Source organism: Pararhodobacter sp. SW119, from assembly GCF_017811755.1.
In the GTDB taxonomy this organism is placed as follows: domain Bacteria; phylum Pseudomonadota; class Alphaproteobacteria; order Rhodobacterales; family Rhodobacteraceae; genus Pararhodobacter.
Genome location: NZ_JADDJF010000006.1, coordinates 121,945 through 141,475 on the forward strand (window position 1 = coordinate 121,945; position 19,531 = coordinate 141,475).

The following is a 19,531-nucleotide window of genomic DNA, read 5'->3' on the forward strand; positions in this document are numbered from 1 at the left end:
CAGGGCGCGCCCGCTTTTTCTTTGCGCCGACCCGGCAGTCCCTGGATAGCCGCGCCTTGCGAAAAAACTGTTTCATGCCGCCGCAAGGAGGTCTAGGCTTGCTGCAATGCAACAAAGGGGTTTTCTCCGGTGTCCGACAACAGTGCCAAGCCACTCCTGATCAAGCGCTACGCCAGCCGTCGGCTCTACAATACCGAAAGCAGTGATTACGTCACGCTGGAAGACATCGCCCGCTTCATCCGCGCCGGGCGCGAGGTCCAGATCGTCGATCTGAAGTCCGGCGATGACCTGACCCGGCAATACCTTCTGCAGATCATCGCCGAGCACGAAAGCCGCGGCGAGAACGTGCTGCCGCTGGATGTGCTGACGGACCTCGTGCGCAGCTACACCGCGCAGACCCGGTCGGTCGTGCCGCAGTTTCTGGCGATGTCCTTCGACATGCTGCGGCGCGGACCCGGCAAGTTCGCCGAGCAGATGCAGTCGATCAATCCGATGATGGCGCAACTGTCCAAGATGCCGGGGTTTGAGGCGATGCAGCGCCAGCAGTTGGCGTTCCTCGAATCGATGGTGTCGGGCTGGCAGACCCTGGCGGAAAAGGAAGAGCAGGAAGCCAAGCCGGGCGAACGAACCGCCGAGGAGGAAGAGAACCTCACCGAGATCCGTCGCCAGCTTGCGGCACTGGAAGCCAAACTCGCCAAGATGAGCAGGTAGCGGGGGCGACCCCGCGCCGCGACCCGCGGCGTCAGTCCTTGCGCCCGACGTTCTCGGCAAAGGCCTTTTCGAAGGCGTCGCGTTTTTCCGCGCTCGCCTCCGACTGGTGCTTCTCGGTCCAGTCCGCATAGGGCATGCCGTAGACGATCTCGCGCGCTTCGGCCTTGTCGAGCGCGACGCCCTCGTCGGCGGCGGCCTCCTGGTACCAGCGGCTCAGGCAGTTCCGGCAAAAGCCGGCCAGGTTCATCATGTCGATGTTCTGAACATCGGTGCGATCCTGCATCAGGTGCTGCAGCAGGCGGCGAAACGCGGCAGCCTCGATGCGGGTGCGGGTGGCCTCGTCCATGTCCATCTCCCGGGTTTTCCTGCTTCTGGAACTGGTCTGCCGGCGCATCCCGGTCAAGCCCCGAAAATTGCGTTAGCGTTATCAGAAACCCGCCCGCGCCGGTTGCCCTGCTGTTGCAAATGCGCGATAGACTGGCGCAGGCAACAAGCAGGACCGAGGCATGAGACGTCAGCGCAACGTGAAGATCGTCGCCACGCTCGGTCCGGCCTCGAACGATGTCGCCACGATCCGCGCGCTTTTCGATGCCGGCGCAGATGTCTTCCGGCTGAACATGAGCCACGGCACCCATGACGAGATCGCCGCCCGCCACGCGATGATCCGCACCGTCGAATCCGAGACCGGGCGCCCGATCGGGATCCTCGCCGACCTTCAGGGTCCGAAACTGCGCGTCGGCACGTTCAAGGGCGACGCGGCCGAACTGGCCGAAGGCGCCCGCTTCCGCCTCGACCTCGACCCGGCCGAGGGCGACGCGAGTCGCGCGCAGCTTCCGCACCCCGAGATCTTCGCGGCGCTGGTTCCGGGCGCGATGCTGCTGGTCAACGACGGCAAGATCCGCCTCAGGGTGGACGACTGCGGGCCCGAACACGCCGATTGCACGGTGCTGGTGGGCGGCACCATCTCGAACCGCAAGGGCGTGAACGTGCCCGATGTGGAACTGCCGGTCGCCGCGCTCTCGCCCAAGGACCGCGCCGATCTGGAATTCGCCTGCAGCCTGGGTGTCGACTGGCTGGCGCTGAGTTTCGTGCAGCGCCCCGCGGACGTGATCGAGGCCCGCGAACTGGCGCGCGGACGCACCGCGATCATGGCGAAGATCGAGAAACCCTCGGCGCTCAAGGTCTTCGACGAGATCCTGGAGGTCTCCGACGGGATCATGGTCGCGCGCGGCGATCTGGGGGTGGAACTGCCGGTGCAGGATGTGCCGCCGATCCAGAAGCGGCTGGTGCGCAAGTCCCGCGCCGCCGCGAAGCCGGTGATCGTGGCGACGCAGATGCTGGAATCGATGATCACCTCGCCCATGCCGACGCGGGCCGAAGTGTCGGACGTCGCCACCGCCATCTACGAGGGCGCCGATGCGATCATGCTTTCGGCTGAATCGGCGGCGGGCGCCTACCCGGTCGAGGCGGTTCAGACGATGCACAACGTTGCGGTGTCGGTCGAATCCGACCCGACCTGGCGCGAGATCATCACCGCCTCGCGCCGGATCGCGCATGAAACCGTGGCCGACGGCATCGTCGCCGCCGCGCGCGAGATTGCCGAAACGACGGACATCAAGGCGATCTGTTGCTTCACCGAATCGGGCTCCACCGCCGGCAAGGTGGCCCGCGAGCGCCCCTTCGTGCCGATCATCGCGCTCAGCCACAAGACCGAGGCCCTGCGCCGGATGTGCCTTTACTGGGGCACGCATTGCGTCGCCACCGGCCCGGTCGACCGCTTCAAGTCGGCGGTGATCAACGCGGTGCGCGCCGCGCGCGACTTCGGCTTTGCCGAGGAAACCGACCAGATCGTGGTCACCGCGGGCATCCCGTTCAACGTGCCGGGCACCACCAACATCCTGCGCGTGGCGCCCTGCGACGAGCGGCTGATCTTCCGCGCCGAGGCCGAATAACCCCTTGAACCACGGGGCACGCACCGATATAGCGCACGCTCCAAACCCGCGCGGCCGGCCGTTGTGGCATGCCGAGTCGCGCGCATCACCTCTCGAATGAAGGAGACGGAAATGCCCAAGATGAAGACCAAGGCAAGCGCCAAGAAGCGCTTCAAGGTCACCGCCACCGGCAAGGTGTTGTCGGCGATGGCCGGCAAGCGGCACGGGATGATCAAGCGGACGAAGAAATTCATCCGCGACGCACGCGGCACAAGGGTGCTGAGCGAGCCCGATACGAAGATCGTCAAGACCTACATGCCCTACGACCGGTAAGGAGACCCAAGTCATGTCACGCGTAACCTCCGGCAAGGTCACCCATGCCCGCCACCGCAAGGTCGTCAACGCCGCCAAAGGCTACTACGGCCAGCGCTCGCGCAACTTCCGCACCGCGACGCAGGCGGTGGACAAGGCCAACCAGTACGCCACCCGCGACCGCAAGAACCGCAAGCGCAGCTTCCGCGCGCTGTGGATCCAGCGGATCAACGCCGCGGTGCGCGCCATCGACCCGACGCTGACCTATTCGCGATTCATCTTCGCGCTGGACAAGGCCGGGATCGAGGTCGACCGCAAGGTGCTGGCCGACCTGGCCGTGCACGAACCCGAAGCCTTCGGCCAGATCGTCGAGAAGGCGCGCGCCGCGACCGCGTGATCCGCGCGCCGGCGAAAGATCTTCAGCTACAGCATTCCGACAAGCCCCGCGCCGAACGCGCGGGGCTTTTCCTTTGGATCCGTCGCGGCGGCAGCGATCGCATGGCGTGACAGCCCCTTCTGGCTGCGCTATGCCCGGTGCCGAAGCCAGACCCGCAGGAGCCCCCGATGACCAAGGCCCTCTCCCCCAGCGACCGCGCCAAGGCCGCGGCGGCGAAACGATCCGTGGCCTTCGTCGAGGACGGCATGAAGCTCGGCCTCGGCACCGGCTCGACCGCGGCGCTGATGGTCCGCGCGCTGGCCGACCTGGCGCGTAGCGAGGGGTTGACGCTGACCTGTGTCGCCACCTCCAGCCGCACGGCGGATCAGGCGCGGCAGGAGGGGTTGAAGGTCGTCACGCTGGACGAGGCTGGGCGGCTCGATTTGACCATTGACGGGGCGGACGAGTTCGACGCCGATTTCTCGCTGATCAAGGGCGGTGGCGGCGCGCATCTTCAGGAAAAGATCGTGGCCGCCGCGAGCGAGCGCATGATCGTGATTACCGACGCCTCGAAGGAGGTGAAGACGCTCGGCGCCTTTCCCCTGCCGGTCGAGGTGATCGGCTTCGGCTGGACCACCACCCAGACCCAGATCGAGGAATTGCTGGCCGGCATGGATGTCATGGGAACCGGCATCAGCCGCCGCATGGCGGGGGAGACGCCGTTCCGCACCGACGAGGGCAACTTCATCCTCGACCTGGCCCTGGGCCGGATCGGCAACGCGCGGGCGCTGTCGCAGGCGCTCAACCAGATCCCCGGCGTGGTCGAGAACGGGCTGTTCCTGGGTCTTTGCGACACGATCGTCATCGGCCATTCCGACGGGCGGGTCGAGACGCGCGACCTGAACGCCGGCACCGTGCACGAGGAAAACGTGCTTTTCGAGGAAAGCAGCAACATCTTCCGCGAGTTGTGAGGATCGGATGACGTTCGACTACGACCTTTTCGTGATTGGCGGCGGCTCGGGCGGGGTGCGGGCCGCGCGTATCGCTTCGTCCGAGCACGGCGCGAAGGTCGCGCTGGCCGAGGAATACCGGATGGGCGGGACCTGCGTCATCCGCGGCTGCGTGCCGAAGAAGCTGATGGTCTTCGCCTCCAGCTATCCCGACGCGATGCGGCAGGCGCAGGCCTATGGCTGGGACGCGCGCTGCAAGGCCTTCGACTGGACCCGCTTCCGAACCACGCTGCACGCCGAACTGGATCGCCTGGAAGCGATCTATGCGCGCAACGCCGAGGCGGCCGGGGTCACGCTGTTTGCCCAGCGCGCGCAGGTCGTCGACCCGCACACCGTGGAACTTGCCGATGGCACCCGCCTGCGCGCCCGCCATATCCTGATCGCCACCGGCGGCGCCCCCTGGATCCCGCAGAAGTTCCGCGACCTCGGCGCCTGGACCTCGAACGAGCTTTTCCTGACCGAGGAACTTCCGCGCTCGATTCTGCTCGTCGGCGGCGGCTTCATCGCCTGCGAATTCGCCTGCATCCTGCACGGTATGGGCGTCGAGGTGGCGCAATACTACCGCGGCGCGCAGATCCTGCGCGGCTTCGACGAGGATCTGCGGGGCCATGTCGCCGCCGAAATGGCCGCCCAGGGCATCGGCCTGCAGGTCGATACCGACCTTGTCGACCTGGAGCGTCTGCCCGACGGCCGGTTTGCCGCAACCGACACGCGGGGCGCGCGGCGCGAGTTCGACCAGGTTCTCTTCGCGACCGGCCGCGTCGCCAATACCGAGGGTCTGGGGCTGGAGAACGCCGGCGTCAGGCTGAATGCCAACGGTGCCGTCGTCGTGGACGAATGGTCGCAATCGAACGTGCCGTCGATCTTCGCCGTTGGCGACGTGACCGACCGCGTCAACCTGACGCCGGTCGCGATACGCGAGGGGCACGCCTTTGCCGACACGGTCTTCGGGGCGAAGAAGTGGCATGTCGATCATGCGCTTGTCGCCAGCGCGGTCTTCACCCGGCCCGAGGCGGGAACCGTGGGCCTGTCCGAGGAAGACGCGCGCAAGCGTGGCGCGGTCGCGGTCTACATGACCGCCTTCCGCCCGATGCAGACCGCTTTCGCCGGCCAGCAGTCGCGGGTGATGATGAAGCTCGTCTGCGACCGCGACAGCGGGCAGGTTCTGGGCTGTCATATCGTCGCACCCTGCGCGGGCGAATTGATCCAGATCGCGGCCATCGCGGTCGGGATGAAGGCGACCAAGGCCGATTTCGACCGCACGATCGCGGTGCATCCGACGATAAGCGAGGAATTGGTGCTGATGCGCGATCCGGTGCGAACGGACTGACCCCGCGCAAAAGGCCGCAACTAGACCCATCAGAACGCTCGATCCGCGCGGCGGTTCCGGCAGCAGGGTCACTTCTGCGCGACATCGGCGCGCAGCCGCGCAGTTGCGGGTTGACCACACTACGGTTGCGTCCACCTTGGGGAGGTGGCAATCAGCGCTGAACGAATGACGATCCAAGCAAGGAGAGGCCATGTCTGGCAATAGTGGAGGGCCCTGGGGCGGCGGCGGCAATCGCGGCGGCGACGGGCGCGGCTCTGGCGGTGGCCAGGGCCCGGGTAACAAGGGGTCCCAGATCCCCGAAATCGACGACCTGGTGAAGAAGGGTCAACAGCAACTCAAGGTCCTGATGGGGGGACGCGGTGGCGGCGGCGGCAACCGGCCGGGCTCCGGCGGGCCGGGGATCAGCGGGCGCGGCGTGCTACTGGGGCTTGCCGGTCTCGCGGTCCTGTGGGCGTTCGCGTCCTTCTACACCGTCCGTCCCGAGGAACGCTCGGTCGAGCTGTTCTTCGGTCAGGAATACCGGATCGGGCAGCCCGGCCTGAACTTCGCGCCCTGGCCGGTTGTCCGCGCCGAGATCGTGCAGGTCACGACCGAGCGCGTGACCGAGGTCGGCACCGGCGCCACGACGCTGGACCGCGGGCTGATGCTGACCCGCGACGAGGCGATCGTCGACATCGAATTCCAGGTGGTCTGGAACATCGACGATCCCGCACGCTACCTCTTCAACCTGGCGGATCCGCATGAAACCGTGCGCGCCGTGTCGGAATCGGCGATGCGCGACATCATCGCGCGGTCCGAACTGTCGCCGATCCTCAACCGCGACCGCGGCGCGATCGCCGCGGACCTGCTGCAGGCCGCGCAGGGAACGCTGCAAAGCTACGAATCCGGGATCAACATCATCCGCGTCAACTTCGACAAGGCCGACCCGCCCGCCGACGTGATCGACAGCTTCCGCGAGGTGCAGGCCGCCCGGCAGGAGCGTGACCGCCTGGAACGCCAGGCCGACGCCTATGCCAACCGGGTTCTCGCCGCCGCACGCGGTGAAGCCGCGCAGATCCAGGAAGAGGCCGAAGGCTATCGCGCCCAGGCCGTCAACGTCGCCGAGGGCGAGGCCAGCCGGTTCCTTGCCGTCTGGGGCGAATACGTCAACGCGCCCGAGGTGACCCGGCGCCGGATGTATCTGGAAACGATGGAACAGGTGCTCGGCGACATGGATCTGACGATTCTCGACAACGTGACCGGCGACAACGGCTCGGGCGTGCTGCCCTACCTGCCGCTTGACCGGCTGCGTCAGAACCAGAGGGGGAACGGAGAATGAAAAGACTAGCCCTGCTACTGCCGGTCGTGGTGATCGCCGCGGCCGTTGCCCTCTCGGCACTTTTCATCGTCGACGAACGCGAGAACGTGCTGGTGCTGCAGTTCGGTCAGGTCAAGCAGGTTCGCACCGAACCCGGCCTCGGCTGGCGCATTCCGCTGATCCAGGAGGTCGTGCGCTACGACGCCCGGATTCTCGGTCTGCAGAGCCAACCGCTGGAGGTGACGCCGCTCGACGACCGGCGCCTGGTGGTCGATGCCTTCCTGCGCTGGCGGATCACCGATGTCGAACGCTTCCGCCAGGCCGTTGGCACCGAGGGTGTGCGCGCGGCGCAGGTCCGGATTGAGCGGATCCTGAACGCGGCCATCCGCGAAGTCCTCGGGGCGGTGCCCTCGGGCGCGGTGCTGTCGGATGACCGGACGATCCTGATGAACCGCATTCGCGACCTGGCCCGCCGGGAATCGGCGACGCTGGGGGTCGAGATCATCGACGTGCGGCTGACCCGCACCGACCTGCCCGACCAGAACCTCGCCGCGACCTTCGCCCGGATGCGCGCCGAGCGGGAACGCGAGGCCGCCGACGAGGTCGCGCGCGGTAACGAGGCGGCGCAGCGGGTGCGCGCGCTGGCCGACCGGACCGTGGTCGAACTCGTCTCCGCCGCCCGCCGCGAATCCGAGATCATCCGCGGTGAAGCCGATGCCGAGCGCAACCGGGTCTACGCCGATGCCTTCGGCCGCGATCCCGAGTTCTTCGCCTTCACCCGCTCGCTGACCTCGTACGAACGGGCGCTGACCGGGCTGAACACCTCGATGGTGCTGAGCCCCGACAGCGAGTTCTTCCAGTTCCTGCGCAGCGACGGGCTGAACGCACGCGTGGTTCCGCTTGGTGCCGGCGGCCAGACGTCCGAGCAGGCGCCGGCAGCGACCGAAGGCGTGCCACCGGCACCCGACGCCGAAGCCGGGACCGACGGCACCGACATCACCAACTGAAGAGTGCAGCCCGCATCCTGCAAGCCGGGTGCGGGCGCTTTCACGCCGTGAGCGGATCTACCATCCCCAGCACCACCCGCCGCGCCCCGGAGCTTGAACCGGGCGAAAAGCTGGTGGCTGAACTCCGCTCTGATCGCGGCCGCTACTGGCGCGACCATGCGGTCATGGCGCTTGTCGGCATGGCGGGCGCGGGGACGGTCCTCTGGCTCATCGGCAGCGAACACGCGGCCATCGGCGCGCTCGGCGCGGTGCTGGCCCTGGGTGTGCGCGGCGCCTACCTGGCGCGCGAGCAGCTTTCCCTGCGCTGGCGGGTCACCGATCGGCGCATCATCCTTCCCAGTGGCGGCGCAGTCATGTTGCTGGAGATCGAGACGCTGCGCAAGCTGATGGGTGATCTGCAGATCATCACCCGCGGCGGGGACAAGCACCTGATCAAGCATTTGACCGATGCCGAGGCCGCGCGCACCACCATCGCCGAGGCAAAGGAACGCCGCGCCCGCCGCAAGCGCGATTGACCGCTTACCCGCCGCCGATGCGCTGCCGCACGAGGCGCAGAAGTTGTGACTGCATCCGGCTGGTGCGCAACCGCAACGCCATCGCCGCATGCACCGGCTGCGACAGCGGCGGGGCATCCGCGACCTCCTGCACCTGTCCCGCGGCGACCAGCGCCGCCGCCGTCGCCTCGGTCAGATAGGCCGATCCCCCGATGGCGGTCAGCATTTCGGCGACCGTGGCGTTCTGCCCAGCAACCAGCGGCGGCGCCGAAAGCGCCGGCAGAAGCCGCTCATGCTCGCTGGTGATCGCCGGCGCGTAGTTTCCGTGGATATAGCGCTCCGGATCGACCTCCTCCAACCGGCGCGCATGGCTTGACACCATGCGGTAGCGCAGCGCGCCCAGGGTCACGAAGTGCAGGTCGGGATGGGGCCGCGGCGTGAACAGGACCGCGAAATCCTTGAAGCCCGACAGGACATCGGCGCACATCTGGGGCGAATAGTCGGTTTCGATGTAGAAACCGCAATCCGGCAAGGCCGCGCGAAAGGCCGCGATCCAGTCGCCCAGGCCCGATCCGACCAGATCGTGCTGCAACCCGATCCGCAGCATCAGCGCCCGGTTTCCGCTGCCGCGCACCGCCCGCACGCCGCGGTGCCACTCCGCCAGCAGGACGCGGGCGTGGCTTTCGAACTTCAACCCCTCGGTCGTCGGTTCGGTGCCCGCGCGCGAGCGCATGAACAGCTGCACGCACAACTGCCGCTCCAGCGACCGCAGCCGCGCCGTCACCGTGGGTTGCGCCAGCCGCAGCCGTTCCGCGGTTTTGCGAAAGCTTCGCGTCTCGCAAAGCGTCAGGAACGTCTCCAGAAGCTCGATCTGCACGGGCGCCCCGCTGATAGCAATCCTTGATCAATCTACCAAGGGTTCGGCAATTGACAACCACCCGGCGCGCGCCGAGACTTCGGCAGTACACGGAGGGGAGACGGCATGGCGGACGGATCGCTGCAGGCGCGCGTTGTGATCATCGGCGGCGGCGCGGTCGGCGCCTCGTGCCTCTATCACCTGGCCCTTGCCGGCTGGACCGACTGCCTGCTACTGGAGCGCAACGAACTCACCGCCGGCTCCACTTGGCACGCGGCGGGCAACGTGCCGACCTTCTCCTCCTCCTGGTCGATCATGAACATGCAGCGCTACTCGGCCCAGCTTTACCGGGGCCTCGGCGACGCGGTCGGCTACCCGATGAACTACCACGTCACCGGCTCGGTGCGTCTTGGCCACACGCGCGAACGCCTGCGCGAATTCCAGCGCGTCGTCGGAATGGGGCGTTATCAGGGGATGGACCTCGACATCCTGATGCCCGACCAGATCCGCGACCGCTACCCGTTCGTCGAGACGCACGACCTCACCGGCGCGCTCTACGATCCCCACGACGGCGACATCGACCCCGCGCAGCTGACCCAGGCGCTGGCCAAGGGCGCGCGCAACCTAGGCGCGCGGGTGGAGCGTTTCCGCCCCGTCACCGGCGCCCGGCGCGATGGCGACGAATGGGTGCTGGAGACGCCAAAGGGCGAGGTCCGCTGCGAGATCGTGGTCAACGCCGCCGGCTACTACGCCGCCCGCGTCGGCGCCCTGTTCGGCCGGCGCGTGCCGATGATGGTGATGAGCCACCAGTACCTGATCTTCGACACGATCCCGGAACTGGAGGCCTGGACGCGCGAGGTCGGCCACAAGCTGCCCCTCCTGCGCGATGTCGACAGTTCCTACTACCTGCGGCAGGAGAAGATGGGCTTCAACCTCGGCCCCTACGAGAATCCCTGCCGCGCGCACTGGGCGACGCCCGAAGACCCGATGCCCGAGGATTTCAGCTTCCAACTCTACCCCGACGACCTCGAACGCCTCGAATGGCATATCGAAGACGCGATGGCCCGCGTGCCGCTTCTGGCCGAGGCGAAGTTGCAGAAGGTCATCAACGGCCCCATCCCCTACACCCCCGACGGCAACCCCCTGATCGGCCCCATGCCCGGCGTGCCCAACGCGTATGAGGCCTGCGTCTTCACCTTCGGCATCTGCCAGGGTGGCGGCGCCGGCAAGGTGCTGGCCGAATGGATCACCGAGGGCGCGACCGAATGGGACATGTGGTCCTGCGATCCGCGCCGCTTCACCGGGTTCGAGGACGCCGACTACTGCGTCGCCAAGGGAATGGAGGTCTACGGCCACGAATACGCCATCCACTTCCCGCATCACGCCTGGCCGGCCGGGCGGGGCAAGAAGCTCTCGGCGCTCCATGACCGGCTGGCGGCGCGCGGCGCGCAGTTCGGCGCCTACAACGGCTGGGAACGCGCCAACTGGTTCGCGCGCCCCGGCGACGACACGTCGGAAGGCGCGCAGCGCACCTGGGACCGCGCGGGCCCCTGGTTCGCCGCCGTGAAGGCCGAATGCGAAGCCGTGCGCGACCATGCCGGGCTCATCGAGATCCCCGGCTTCACCCGCCTGCGCCTGCAGGGCCCCGGGGCGCGCGCGCATCTCGACACCCTCACCCCCTCGCGCCTGCCCCGCCCCGGCCGCATGGGGCTTGCCTATTTCGCCGACGCCGGCGGCCGGATCGTCACCGAGATGAGCGTGATCCCCGCCGCCGACGACGACATCACCTGCATCACCGCCGCCGTCGCCCAGTCCCACGACGCCGATGTGCTGCGCCGGGACCTGCCCGAGGGCGTGACCGTCACCGACGAGAGCGACCGCTTCACCTGCCTCCTGCTCACCGGCCCCAGGGCGCGCGACCTGCTCGCCCCCCTGACCGACGCGGACCTGACGCTGCCCTGGCTCTCGACCCAATTCGACGTGACCGTCGCCGGCCGCCCGGCCACGCTCCTGCGCGTCTCCTTCGCCGGAGAACTGGGATGGGAGGTGCATTGCACCCCCGCCGACGCGCCCGCCATCTGGGATGCGCTGACCCAGGAAGGCGCGCAGCCCTTCGGCATGTTCGCGCTGAACAGCCTGCGCATCGAGAAGGGCTACCGCGCCTGGAAGGGTGATCTCTCGACCGACTACACGCTCCTGCAGGGCGGGCTCGAACGCTTCATCGACTGGTCCGGCGACTTTCCGGGCAAACCCGCGATGCAGGCCGAAAAGCAGCGCGGCGCGACGAAACGCTTCGTCATCCTGACCGTCGCGCCCGGCGACACCGATCCGCCCTACATGTCCACCCTCTGGCAAGACGGCCAGGTGGTGGGCGAGACGACCAGCGCCGCCTGGGGTCATCGCGTCGGCGCCTGCGTCGCCCTCGGCATGCTGCGGAGCGACCTCGCCACCCCCGGCACCGCGATCGAGGTCGAGGTCTTCGGCGAACGGCGGCCCGCTCAGGTCCAGCCCGACGCCCCCCTCTGGGACCCCCTGAACGAACGGCTGCGCGCATGACCCCTTTCATCTGTCCTCAAAGATCCCGGGGGAGGTCCAGGAGGGGCCCGCGGCCCCTCCTGGGCGGGGGTTGCAGGGGGTGGCAACCCCCTGCGCGCCCGACCTCAGGGAAAGTGCCATGACCGCGATCACCCTCCTCGACGGCGGCATGGGCCAGGAACTGGTCCACCGCTCCGGCGACAATCCCCACCCGCTCTGGGCGACGAAGGTGATGCTCGACCACCCGGGCCTCGTGCAGGCGATCCATGCCGACTACTTCACCGCCGGCGCCACCGTCGCCACCGCCAACACCTATGCCATCCACCACGACCGGCTGGCAAAGCACGGCCTCGACGACCGATTCAGGGACCTCCACGCCGCCGCGCTGGCCGCGGCCGAGGCCGCCCGCGCCGCGCATGGCTCGGGCCGCATCGCGGGCTCGATCGGCCCGCTCGTCGCGTCCTACCGGCCCGACGCGCACCCGCCGCACGACCAGGCCGCCGCGCTCTATGCCGAGGTCGCGGAGCTCCTTGCCCCGCGCTGCGACCTCCTCCTGGGCGAAACCATCGCCTCCATCGCCCACGCCCGAGCCCTGATCGCCGGTGCGCGCCCGGCGGCCGAAGCACATGCCATCCCCCTCTGGCTGTCGGTCACCGTCGACGACCGCGACGGCAGCCGCCTGCGCTCGGGTGAGCCCATCGCCGACCTCAACGGCCAACTCGACGGCGTGGCCGCGCTCCTCGCCAACTGCTCCGCGCCCGAGGCGATGGACCAGGCCATGCCGCATCTCGCCGCCCACGGCCTGCCCTGCGGCGCCTATGCCAACGGCTTCCAGCAGATCACCGCCGATTTCCTGAAGGACAGCCCCACCGTCGACGCCCTCTCCGCCCGCCCCGAGATGACGCCCGCGCGCTACGCCGATTTCGCCATGGGCTGGGTCGCACAGGGCGCCACCCTCATCGGCGGGTGCTGCGAGGTCGGCCCCGCCCATATCGCCGAGATTGCGCGCCGCCTGCGCGCGGCCGGCCATACCATCGCCTGAGGCCCCGCGTGTCGCCCCCCGCCCAGGCCCGTGTCGTGATCATCGGCGGCGGCATCTCGGGCTGTTCGGTCGCCTATCATCTGGCCAAGGCCGGCTGGCGCGACATCGTCTTGCTCGAACGCAAGCAACTGACCTGCGGCACCACCTGGCACGCCGCCGGCCTGATCGGTCAGTTGCGCGGCTCGCGCAACATGACCCGGCTCGCCAAGTATTCCGCCGACCTCTATGTCCGGCTCGAGGCTGAAACCGGCATCAGTACCGGCATGCGCCAGACCGGCTCCATCTCCGTCGCCCTGACCGAGGCCCGGCACGAGGAGTTGCGCCGCTCCGCAGCACTCGCCCGCGCCTTCGACATCGAGGCGCACGAGATCTCGCCCGCCGACGTCGCCCGCATGTATCCGCACCTCAACACCGCGGACGTGGTCGGCGCCGTCCACCTGCCCGCCGACGGCCAGTGCGACCCCGCCAACATCGCCATGGCGCTGGCCCGCGGCGCCCGCCAGATGGGCGCGCGGATCGAGGAGGGGGTGAAGGTCACTCGCGTCCTGGATGACGGCCACCGCGTCACCGGCGTCGAATACCAGGCTAACGGCGAAACCGGCACCATCGTCTGCGAGCATGTCGTCAACTGCGGCGGCATGTGGGGCCGCGACCTCGCCGCGCAGTCCGGTGTCACCCTGCCGCTCCACGCCGCCGAGCACTTTTACCTCGTTACCGAACCCATCCCCGGCCTCTCTCGCCTTCCGGTCCTGCGCGTCCCCGACGAATGCGCCTATTACAAGGAGGACGCCGGCAAGATGATGCTCGGCGCGTTCGAGCCGGTGGCGAAACCCTGGGGCATGGCCGGCATCCCCGAGGATTTCGCCTTCGACTCCCTGCCCGAGGATTTCGCCCATTTCGAGCCGATCCTGGAAATGGCGATGAACCGGATGCCGATGTTCCAGACCGCCGGCATCCACACCTTCTTCAACGGCCCCGAAAGCTTCACCCCCGACGACCGCTACTACCTGGGCGAAGCGCCGGAACTGGCGGGCTACTGGGTCGCCGCCGGCTACAACTCGGTCGGCATCGTGTCGTCGGGCGGGGCCGGCATGGCCCTCGCCCACTGGATGACCGAGGGCGCGCCGCCCTTCGACCTGTGGGAGGTCGACATCCGCCGCGCCCAGCCCTTCCAGCGCAATCGCCGCTACCTGCGCGAACGGGTCACCGAGACCCTGGGCCTCCTCTACGCCGACCACTTCCCTTACCGGCAGGTGACGACCGCGCGGGGCGTCCGCAGGTCACCGCTGCACGACCACCTGAAAGCCCGCGGCGCAGTCTTCGGCGAGGTCGCCGGCTGGGAACGCGCCAACTGGTTCGCCCGCGACGGGCAAGAGCGCGCATACCGCTATGCCTGGGGGCCGCAGAACTGGTTTGACAACCACCGCGCCGAACACACGGCCGTCCGCGAAAGCGTCGGCCTTTTCGACATGACCTCCTTCGGCAAGATCCGGGTGGAGGGGCGCGACGCCTGTGCCTTCCTCCAGCGCCTTTGCGCGAACGACATCGACACCGTCCCCGGCACCATCGTCTACACCCAGATGCTCAACGCGAAGGGCGGGATCGAATCCGACCTGACCGTCACCCGCCTCAGCGACACCGGCTTCCTCCTCGTCGTCCCCGGCGCGACGTTGCAGCGCGACCTCGCCTGGCTGCGCCGGCACCTGGGCGACGCCTTCGCCGTCATCACCGACGTCACCGCCGCCGAAGCCGTCCTCTGCCTGATGGGTCCGCAATCGCGCGACGTGCTGGCCCGCGTCAGCCCCGATGCGCTCGACAACGCCGCCTTCCCCTTCGCCACCGCACGGGAAATCGAGATCGGCCTCGGCCTCGGCCGCGCGCATCGCATCAGCTACGTCGGCGAACTCGGGTGGGAGCTTTACATCTCCACCGACCAGGCCGCGCATGTCTTCGAGACGCTGATGGAGGCCGCCCCCGATCTCACCCTCTGCGGCCTTCACGCGCTCGACTCCTGCCGCATCGAAAAGGCGTTTCGCCATTTCGGCCACGACATCACCGACGAGGATCACGTGCTCGAAGCCGGCCTCGGCTTCGCCGTCAAACCCGACAAGGGCGATTTCATCGGCCGCGACGCCGTCCTGCGCAAGCGGGACGCGGGGCTTGAGCGCCGCATGGTCCAGTTCCTGCTGCAGGACCCCGACGCGATGGCATATCACAACGAACCGATCCTGCGCGACGGGCGTATCGTCGGCACCGTGACCAGCGGCAACTATGGCCACCACCTCGGCGGGTCGGTGGCCTTGGGCTACGTTCCCTGCCCCGGCGAAAGCCCCGCGCAACTGCTCGCCTCACGCTTTGAAATCGACGTCGCCGGCAGGCGCGTCCCCGCAACCCCTTCGCTCAAACCCCTCTACGACGCATCGGCGGCGCGCACGCGCCTTTAGGACCGGAGGCCCCCATGACGGAAGATCTCTGCACCCCCGCGCCGGCCCGCCGCCACGGGCGCGCCGCGCGCATGGCCGAACGCGCGGCCCCCCTGGCCGAGGCGATGCGCCCGGTCCGCGCCGGGCTCGAAGGCGGGCAGTACCGCCCCCTGACCGACGCCGGCGTGGCCCGCATCCACGAAGCCGCGCTGACGGCGCTGGAGGAGATCGGCCTCGCCAACGCGTCCCCCTCGGGCGTCGCGGCGATGACCACCGCCGGCGCGCTGCTGGGCGAGGATGGACGCCTGCGCTTTCCCCGCGCGCTGGTCGAGGACATGCTGGCGCTGGCCGCCCGCGACATCACACTCCACGCCCGCGACCCGCGTTTTGATCTGCACCTGTCGGGCGCGCGCGTCCATTTCGGCACGGCGGGGGCGGCGGTGCATGTCGTGGACCTGGCGACCGGAAGCTACCGCGATTCGACCGCGCAGGATCTGTTCGATGCCGCGCGCCTCGTCCAGCACCTCGACAACATCCACTTCTTCCAGCGGATCTGCGTCTGCCGCGACGTGACCGACAATCTGGAGATGGACCTCAACACCCTCTACGCCTGCCTCTCGGGCACCATGAAGCATGTCGGCACCTCGTTTTCCGACCCGGCCCATGTCAACCCCAGCTTCGAACTTCTGCACATGGTTGCGGGCGGTGAGGCGGAATGGCGCGCGCGGCCCTTCGTGTCGAACTCCAACTGCTTCGTCGTCCCGCCGATGAAATTCGCCGAGGAATCCTGCATCACGATGGAGGCCTGCATCCGCGCCGGGATGCCGGTCCTGCTTCTCTCGGCGGGTCAGGCCGGAGCCACCGCGCCAGCGCCGATCGCCGCGGCGATCGTGCAGGCGGTGGCCGAATGCCTGGCGGGCGTGGTCTACGTGAACGCCCTCGCGCCCGGCCATCCCGCGATCTTCGGCACCTGGCCCTTCGTGTCGGACCTGCGCACCGGGGCGATGTCGGGCGGGTCGGCCGAACAGGCGCTGCTGTCCGCCGGCTGCGCGCAGATGCACCGCTTCTACGGCCTGCCGGGCGGGGCCGCGGCGGGGATCGCCGACAGCAAGCTGCCGGACATGCAGGCCGGCTGGGAACAGGCTTTCACCAACGTGCTGGCCGGGCTTTCCGGGCTCAACATGGTCTACGAAGCGGTCGGCATGCATGCCTCGCTCCTCGGCTTCTGCCCGGAAAGCATCGTGCTGGGCGACGACATCCTGGGCCAGGCGCTGCGCTGCCTGAAGGGGATCGAGGTCAGCGAGGATTCGGTCGCGCTGGAAACCATGCGCGCGGTCTGCCTGTCCGGGCCGGGGCACTACCTGGGGGCGGACCAGACCCTGAAGCTGATGCAGACCGAATACCTTTATCCCGCGCTGGCCAACCGGATGAGCCCAAAGGAATGGGAGGAGGCCGGCCGCCCCGAACTGCTGCCCCGCGCCACCGCCCGCAAGGCCGCGATCCTCGCCGCCTCGGGCACCACCATCCCGCCCGAAATCGACCTGGAGGCGCGCCGTCGCTGGAACTTCCGCTTCCACGCCTGATGCGGGGGTGTGCACGCGTGCACACTTTCGCAAAGCATTGATATCTCAGGGTTATCGACGCGCGTTAACCGCAATGAAACTTTCGGGTGTCGCCGCCTCCCGCAAGACCCCGCGCCCGTCTAGAAAGTTTCGTTGCGGTTAACGCAGCAGATTTTCCCTGTCGTATCAAGCCATTGCCGAACTGCTCAAATTTGAGCACCGCCGCCCCGCGCGGCCTTCTCGTCCAGCCCCGACCGGCCCTCGCGCCGCGACAGTTCGGCCTCGATCTCGGCCAGCGTCACGCCGCGGGCGGCGCACATGACCAGCAGGTGATAGAGCACGTCTGCGGCCTCGGCAGTCAGGCGGGCGCGGTCGCCGCGCACGGCCTCGATCACCGCCTCGATCGCCTCCTCGCCGAACTTCTCGGCGCATTTCTCGGGGCCCTTGGCGAGCAGTTTCGCGGTCCAGCTGCTCTCAGGGTCCGCGCCCCGGCGTGCGGCGATGGTCGCCGCCAGTCTTTCGAGCGCGCTCATGCCAGCCGCACCGGGATGCCGGCGGCGGCCATGTGGGCCTTGGCCTGCCCGATGGTGAACTCGCCGAAATGGAAGATCGACGCCGCCAGCACCGCCGAGGCGCCGCCCTTCGTCACCCCCTCGACCAGGTGGTCCAGATTGCCGACCCCGCCCGAGGCGATGACCGGGATCGGCACCGCGTCGACAATGGCGCGGGTCAGGTCCAGGTTGAACCCCGCCCGCGTGCCGTCGCGGTCCATCGAGGTCAGCAGGATTTCCCCCGCGCCCTTGCCGGCCACCGTCTGGGCAAATTCGACCGCGTCGATGCCGGTGGGCTTGCGACCGCCATGGGTAAAGATCTCCCACCTGCCCGGCGCGACGGTCTTGGCGTCGATGGCCACCACGATGCACTGGCTGCCGAAACGGTCGGCGGCGCGGGCGACCACGTCGGGGTCGGCAACGGCGGCGGAGTTGAAGCTGACCTTGTCGGCGCCAGCCAGCAGCAGCGCGCGCACATCCGCGACCGTGCGCACCCCGCCGCCCACGGTCAACGGCATGAAGCACTGCTCGGCCGTGCGGGTCACCAGGTCGAACATCGTGCCGCGGTTTTCATGCGTGGCGTGGATGTCCAGAAAGCAGAGCTCATCCGCGCCGGCGGCGTCATAGGCCTTCGCCGCCTCCACCGGGTCGCCGGCGTCGATCAGGTTGACGAAGTTCACGCCCTTGACCACGCGGCCATCGGCGACGTCGAGGCAGGGGATGATGCGGGTCTTGAGCATGGCACCGCCGGTTTCTTGGCTTCACGGGACTGTTTATGGCCTCAACCCGCCGGATACCAGATGCTCGCCTTGGCAAATTGCTCAACGAGGAGGATCCGACATGCGCACGCGCCTTGCACCCGCCGTCGCGGTGGCCGCCGCGCTCGCCCTTGCAACGCCGGCCGCGGGGGCGGACGGCATCGTGCGGCTGCAATCGGCGCAGGACGTGTCGGCGACGATGGATGCGCTGGAGGCTGCGGTCCGCGATGCCGGCGCCACGGTCTTTGCCCGCGTCGATCACGCCGCGGGGGCTGAATCGGTCGACATGGAACTGCGCGCGACAGAGCTTCTGATCTTCGGCAATCCGCAGCTTGGCACACCGGCGATCCAGGATGACGTCCTCGCCGGGTTGGCGCTGCCGCTCAGGGTGCTGGCCTACGAGGATGCCGAGGGCCAGACATGGATCGCCTACGAGGCGCCGGCGACGATGCTCGGCGGCCTCGACGGGATCGCGGAGGATGCCGAGTATGTCGGCCGGATCACCGGCGCGCTGGAAAACCTGACCGCCGCGGCGGCCGGCGACTAGGACCGAAGCGCGGCGAGCGCTGCGCCGAGGTCGAGCTTGCCGTCATAAAGCGCGCGGCCCGAGATGGCGCCGGCGATGACGCCGGTGTCGCGCAGCGCGACCAAGTCGGACAGCGACGACACCCCGCCCGAGGCGATGACCGGGATGGTGACGGCGCGGGCCAGCGCCGCGGTTGCGTCCACGTTGGGGCCCTGCATGGCGCCGTCGCGGTCGATGTCGGTGTAGATGATCGCGGCCACCCCGGCATCCTCGAACTTGCGGGCAAGGTCCGTTGCGTCGATTTCGGTCTGGTCGGCCCAGCCGCGCGTCGCCACCCGGCCCGCCCGCGCATCGATCCCGACCGCGACCTGACCCGGAAAGCCGCGCGCGGCCTGTCGCACCAGATCGGGGTCCTCGACCGCGACGGTGCCGAGGATCACGCGGGCAAGGCCCCTGCCCAGCCAGCTTTCGATGGTCGCCATGTCGCGGATGCCGCCGCCCAGCTGGCAGGGGACCCGGACCGCGGCCAGGATCGCCTCGACCGCCGCCGCGTTGACCGGCGCGCCGGCGAAGGCGCCGTTGAGGTCGACCAGATGCAGCCATTCGGCGCCGGCATCGGTGAAGCGTCGCGCTTGGCCCGCCGGATCGTCGCTGAAGACGGTGGCCTTTTCCATCGCGCCGCGCAGCAGGCGCACGCACTGGCCATCCTTCAGGTCGATCGCGGGGTAAAGGATCATCGGGAAACTCCGGCAGGTGCGGTTGCGGCTTAGCGCAGCCGATCCGCCGATGCAAACGCGCGCGAGGGGCGCG

The 19,531-nt window shown here is 68.7% G+C and carries 19 protein-coding genes; 14 read left to right on the top strand and 5 right to left on the bottom strand.

Annotation, left to right across the window (positions count from 1 at the left end):
- The first annotated feature begins 129 nt into the window (after positions 1-129).
- Positions 130-711 (top strand): polyhydroxyalkanoate synthesis repressor PhaR, encoded by a 582-nt coding sequence (phaR, locus tag IM708_RS06050; protein WP_209425435.1) that lies wholly within the window; start codon positions 130-132, stop codon positions 709-711.
- A gap of 31 nt (positions 712-742) precedes the next feature.
- On the opposite strand, the gene IM708_RS06055 is transcribed toward phaR, so the two are convergent.
- Positions 743-1,057 (bottom strand): DUF1244 domain-containing protein, encoded by a 315-nt coding sequence (locus IM708_RS06055; RefSeq protein ID WP_209425436.1) that lies wholly within the window; start codon positions 1,055-1,057, stop codon positions 743-745.
- Between the two features lie 160 nt (positions 1,058-1,217).
- On the opposite strand from IM708_RS06055, the gene pyk reads away from it, so the two are divergent.
- The 8 genes from pyk (at position 1,218) to IM708_RS06095 (ending at position 8,489) form a co-directional block, all read left to right on the top strand.
- Positions 1,218-2,663, top strand: a complete 1,446-nt coding sequence (gene pyk / locus IM708_RS06060; protein ID WP_209425437.1) for a pyruvate kinase — start codon at positions 1,218-1,220, stop codon at positions 2,661-2,663.
- Positions 2,664-2,774: 111 nt separating this feature from the next.
- Positions 2,775-2,975 carry a 50S ribosomal protein L35 gene (rpmI, locus tag IM708_RS06065; protein ID WP_209425438.1) on the top strand — a complete coding sequence of 67 codons (201 nt, stop codon included), beginning with the start codon at positions 2,775-2,777 and terminating at the stop codon, positions 2,973-2,975.
- Positions 2,976-2,988: 13 nt separating this feature from the next.
- On the top strand, positions 2,989-3,351 hold the full coding sequence (gene rplT / locus IM708_RS06070; RefSeq protein ID WP_209425439.1) for a 50S ribosomal protein L20: 363 nt from the start codon (positions 2,989-2,991) through the stop codon (positions 3,349-3,351).
- Between the two features lie 167 nt (positions 3,352-3,518).
- Positions 3,519-4,301 carry a ribose-5-phosphate isomerase RpiA gene (gene rpiA / locus IM708_RS06075; protein WP_209425440.1) on the top strand — a complete coding sequence of 261 codons (783 nt, stop codon included), beginning with the start codon at positions 3,519-3,521 and terminating at the stop codon, positions 4,299-4,301.
- Positions 4,302-4,308: 7 nt separating this feature from the next.
- Positions 4,309-5,670, top strand: a complete 1,362-nt coding sequence (gorA, locus tag IM708_RS06080) for a glutathione-disulfide reductase (RefSeq protein WP_209425441.1) — start codon at positions 4,309-4,311, stop codon at positions 5,668-5,670.
- Between the two features lie 190 nt (positions 5,671-5,860).
- Positions 5,861-6,988, top strand: a complete 1,128-nt coding sequence (gene hflK / locus IM708_RS06085; protein WP_209425442.1) for an FtsH protease activity modulator HflK — start codon at positions 5,861-5,863, stop codon at positions 6,986-6,988.
- Positions 6,985-7,974, top strand: coding sequence for a protease modulator HflC (locus tag IM708_RS06090; protein ID WP_209425443.1), 990 nt, complete (start codon positions 6,985-6,987; stop codon positions 7,972-7,974). Before hflK ends, IM708_RS06090 begins: the two co-directional genes overlap by 4 nt.
- A 47-nt stretch (positions 7,975-8,021) precedes the next feature.
- Positions 8,022-8,489 carry a hypothetical protein gene (locus IM708_RS06095; RefSeq protein WP_209425444.1) on the top strand — a complete coding sequence of 156 codons (468 nt, stop codon included), beginning with the start codon at positions 8,022-8,024 and terminating at the stop codon, positions 8,487-8,489.
- A 4-nt stretch (positions 8,490-8,493) separates the two neighbouring features.
- Here IM708_RS06095 and IM708_RS06100 read toward each other — a convergent pair whose 3' ends face one another.
- Positions 8,494-9,345 (bottom strand): LysR family transcriptional regulator, encoded by an 852-nt coding sequence (locus tag IM708_RS06100; RefSeq protein WP_209425445.1) that lies wholly within the window; start codon positions 9,343-9,345, stop codon positions 8,494-8,496.
- Positions 9,346-9,450: 105 nt separating this feature from the next.
- On the opposite strand from IM708_RS06100, the gene IM708_RS06105 reads away from it, so the two are divergent.
- From IM708_RS06105 to IM708_RS06120, 4 genes are all read left to right on the top strand, one after another.
- Entirely contained in the window at positions 9,451-11,880 is a 2,430-nt protein-coding gene (locus tag IM708_RS06105; protein WP_209425446.1) for an FAD-dependent oxidoreductase, read from the top strand.
- A 118-nt stretch (positions 11,881-11,998) separates the two neighbouring features.
- The gene (locus IM708_RS06110) at positions 11,999-12,901 is read left to right on the top strand and encodes a homocysteine S-methyltransferase family protein (protein ID WP_209425447.1); all 903 of its coding nucleotides are present in this window, start codon (positions 11,999-12,001) and stop codon (positions 12,899-12,901) included.
- An 8-nt stretch (positions 12,902-12,909) separates the two neighbouring features.
- On the top strand, positions 12,910-15,345 hold the full coding sequence (locus IM708_RS06115) for an FAD-dependent oxidoreductase (RefSeq protein ID WP_209425448.1): 2,436 nt from the start codon (positions 12,910-12,912) through the stop codon (positions 15,343-15,345).
- Between the two features lie 14 nt (positions 15,346-15,359).
- Positions 15,360-16,907: a trimethylamine methyltransferase family protein gene (locus IM708_RS06120; RefSeq protein WP_209425449.1), complete on the top strand. Its 1,548-nt coding sequence runs from the start codon at positions 15,360-15,362 to the stop codon at positions 16,905-16,907.
- 185 nt (positions 16,908-17,092) lie between these two features.
- Here IM708_RS06120 and IM708_RS06125 read toward each other — a convergent pair whose 3' ends face one another.
- Both IM708_RS06125 and hisF read right to left on the bottom strand, forming a co-directional pair.
- On the bottom strand, positions 17,093-17,419 hold the full coding sequence (locus IM708_RS06125; RefSeq protein WP_209425450.1) for a phosphoribosyl-ATP diphosphatase: 327 nt from the start codon (positions 17,417-17,419) through the stop codon (positions 17,093-17,095).
- Complete coding sequence (gene hisF / locus IM708_RS06130) at positions 17,416-18,177, bottom strand: imidazole glycerol phosphate synthase subunit HisF (RefSeq protein WP_209425451.1); 762 nt, start codon at positions 18,175-18,177, stop codon at positions 17,416-17,418. Before hisF ends, IM708_RS06125 begins: the two co-directional genes overlap by 4 nt.
- Before the next feature lie 100 nt (positions 18,178-18,277).
- Between hisF and IM708_RS06135 the strand changes: the two genes are divergently transcribed.
- Positions 18,278-18,742, top strand: a complete 465-nt coding sequence (locus IM708_RS06135; protein ID WP_209425452.1) for a DUF302 domain-containing protein — start codon at positions 18,278-18,280, stop codon at positions 18,740-18,742.
- On the opposite strand, the gene hisA is transcribed toward IM708_RS06135, so the two are convergent.
- Positions 18,739-19,458 carry a 1-(5-phosphoribosyl)-5-[(5-phosphoribosylamino)methylideneamino]imidazole-4-carboxamide isomerase gene (gene hisA / locus IM708_RS06140; protein ID WP_209425453.1) on the bottom strand — a complete coding sequence of 240 codons (720 nt, stop codon included), beginning with the start codon at positions 19,456-19,458 and terminating at the stop codon, positions 18,739-18,741. The genes IM708_RS06135 and hisA overlap by 4 nt on opposite strands.
- Between the last annotated feature and the right edge of the window lie 73 nt (positions 19,459-19,531).

What these genes read in the sequence shown, in the direction of transcription:
- hisA (WP_209425453.1), bottom strand. Translation starts at nt 19,458, where the DNA reads ATGATCCTTTACCCCGCGATCGACCTGAAGGATGGCCAGTGCGTGCGC.
- pyk (WP_209425437.1), top strand. Translation starts at nt 1,218, where the DNA reads ATGAGACGTCAGCGCAACGTGAAGATCGTCGCCACGCTCGGTCCGGCC.
- IM708_RS06105 (WP_209425446.1), top strand. Translation starts at nt 9,451, where the DNA reads ATGGCGGACGGATCGCTGCAGGCGCGCGTTGTGATCATCGGCGGCGGC.
- IM708_RS06120 (WP_209425449.1), top strand. Translation starts at nt 15,360, where the DNA reads ATGACGGAAGATCTCTGCACCCCCGCGCCGGCCCGCCGCCACGGGCGC.
- IM708_RS06090 (WP_209425443.1), top strand. Translation starts at nt 6,985, where the DNA reads ATGAAAAGACTAGCCCTGCTACTGCCGGTCGTGGTGATCGCCGCGGCC.
- hisF (WP_209425451.1), bottom strand. Translation starts at nt 18,177, where the DNA reads ATGCTCAAGACCCGCATCATCCCCTGCCTCGACGTCGCCGATGGCCGC.
- rpiA (WP_209425440.1), top strand. Translation starts at nt 3,519, where the DNA reads ATGACCAAGGCCCTCTCCCCCAGCGACCGCGCCAAGGCCGCGGCGGCG.
- rpmI (WP_209425438.1), top strand. Translation starts at nt 2,775, where the DNA reads ATGCCCAAGATGAAGACCAAGGCAAGCGCCAAGAAGCGCTTCAAGGTC.
- IM708_RS06110 (WP_209425447.1), top strand. Translation starts at nt 11,999, where the DNA reads ATGACCGCGATCACCCTCCTCGACGGCGGCATGGGCCAGGAACTGGTC.
- IM708_RS06055 (WP_209425436.1), bottom strand. Translation starts at nt 1,057, where the DNA reads ATGGACGAGGCCACCCGCACCCGCATCGAGGCTGCCGCGTTTCGCCGC.
- IM708_RS06135 (WP_209425452.1), top strand. Translation starts at nt 18,278, where the DNA reads ATGCGCACGCGCCTTGCACCCGCCGTCGCGGTGGCCGCCGCGCTCGCC.
- hflK (WP_209425442.1), top strand. Translation starts at nt 5,861, where the DNA reads ATGTCTGGCAATAGTGGAGGGCCCTGGGGCGGCGGCGGCAATCGCGGC.
- gorA (WP_209425441.1), top strand. Translation starts at nt 4,309, where the DNA reads ATGACGTTCGACTACGACCTTTTCGTGATTGGCGGCGGCTCGGGCGGG.
- rplT (WP_209425439.1), top strand. Translation starts at nt 2,989, where the DNA reads ATGTCACGCGTAACCTCCGGCAAGGTCACCCATGCCCGCCACCGCAAG.
- IM708_RS06125 (WP_209425450.1), bottom strand. Translation starts at nt 17,419, where the DNA reads ATGAGCGCGCTCGAAAGACTGGCGGCGACCATCGCCGCACGCCGGGGC.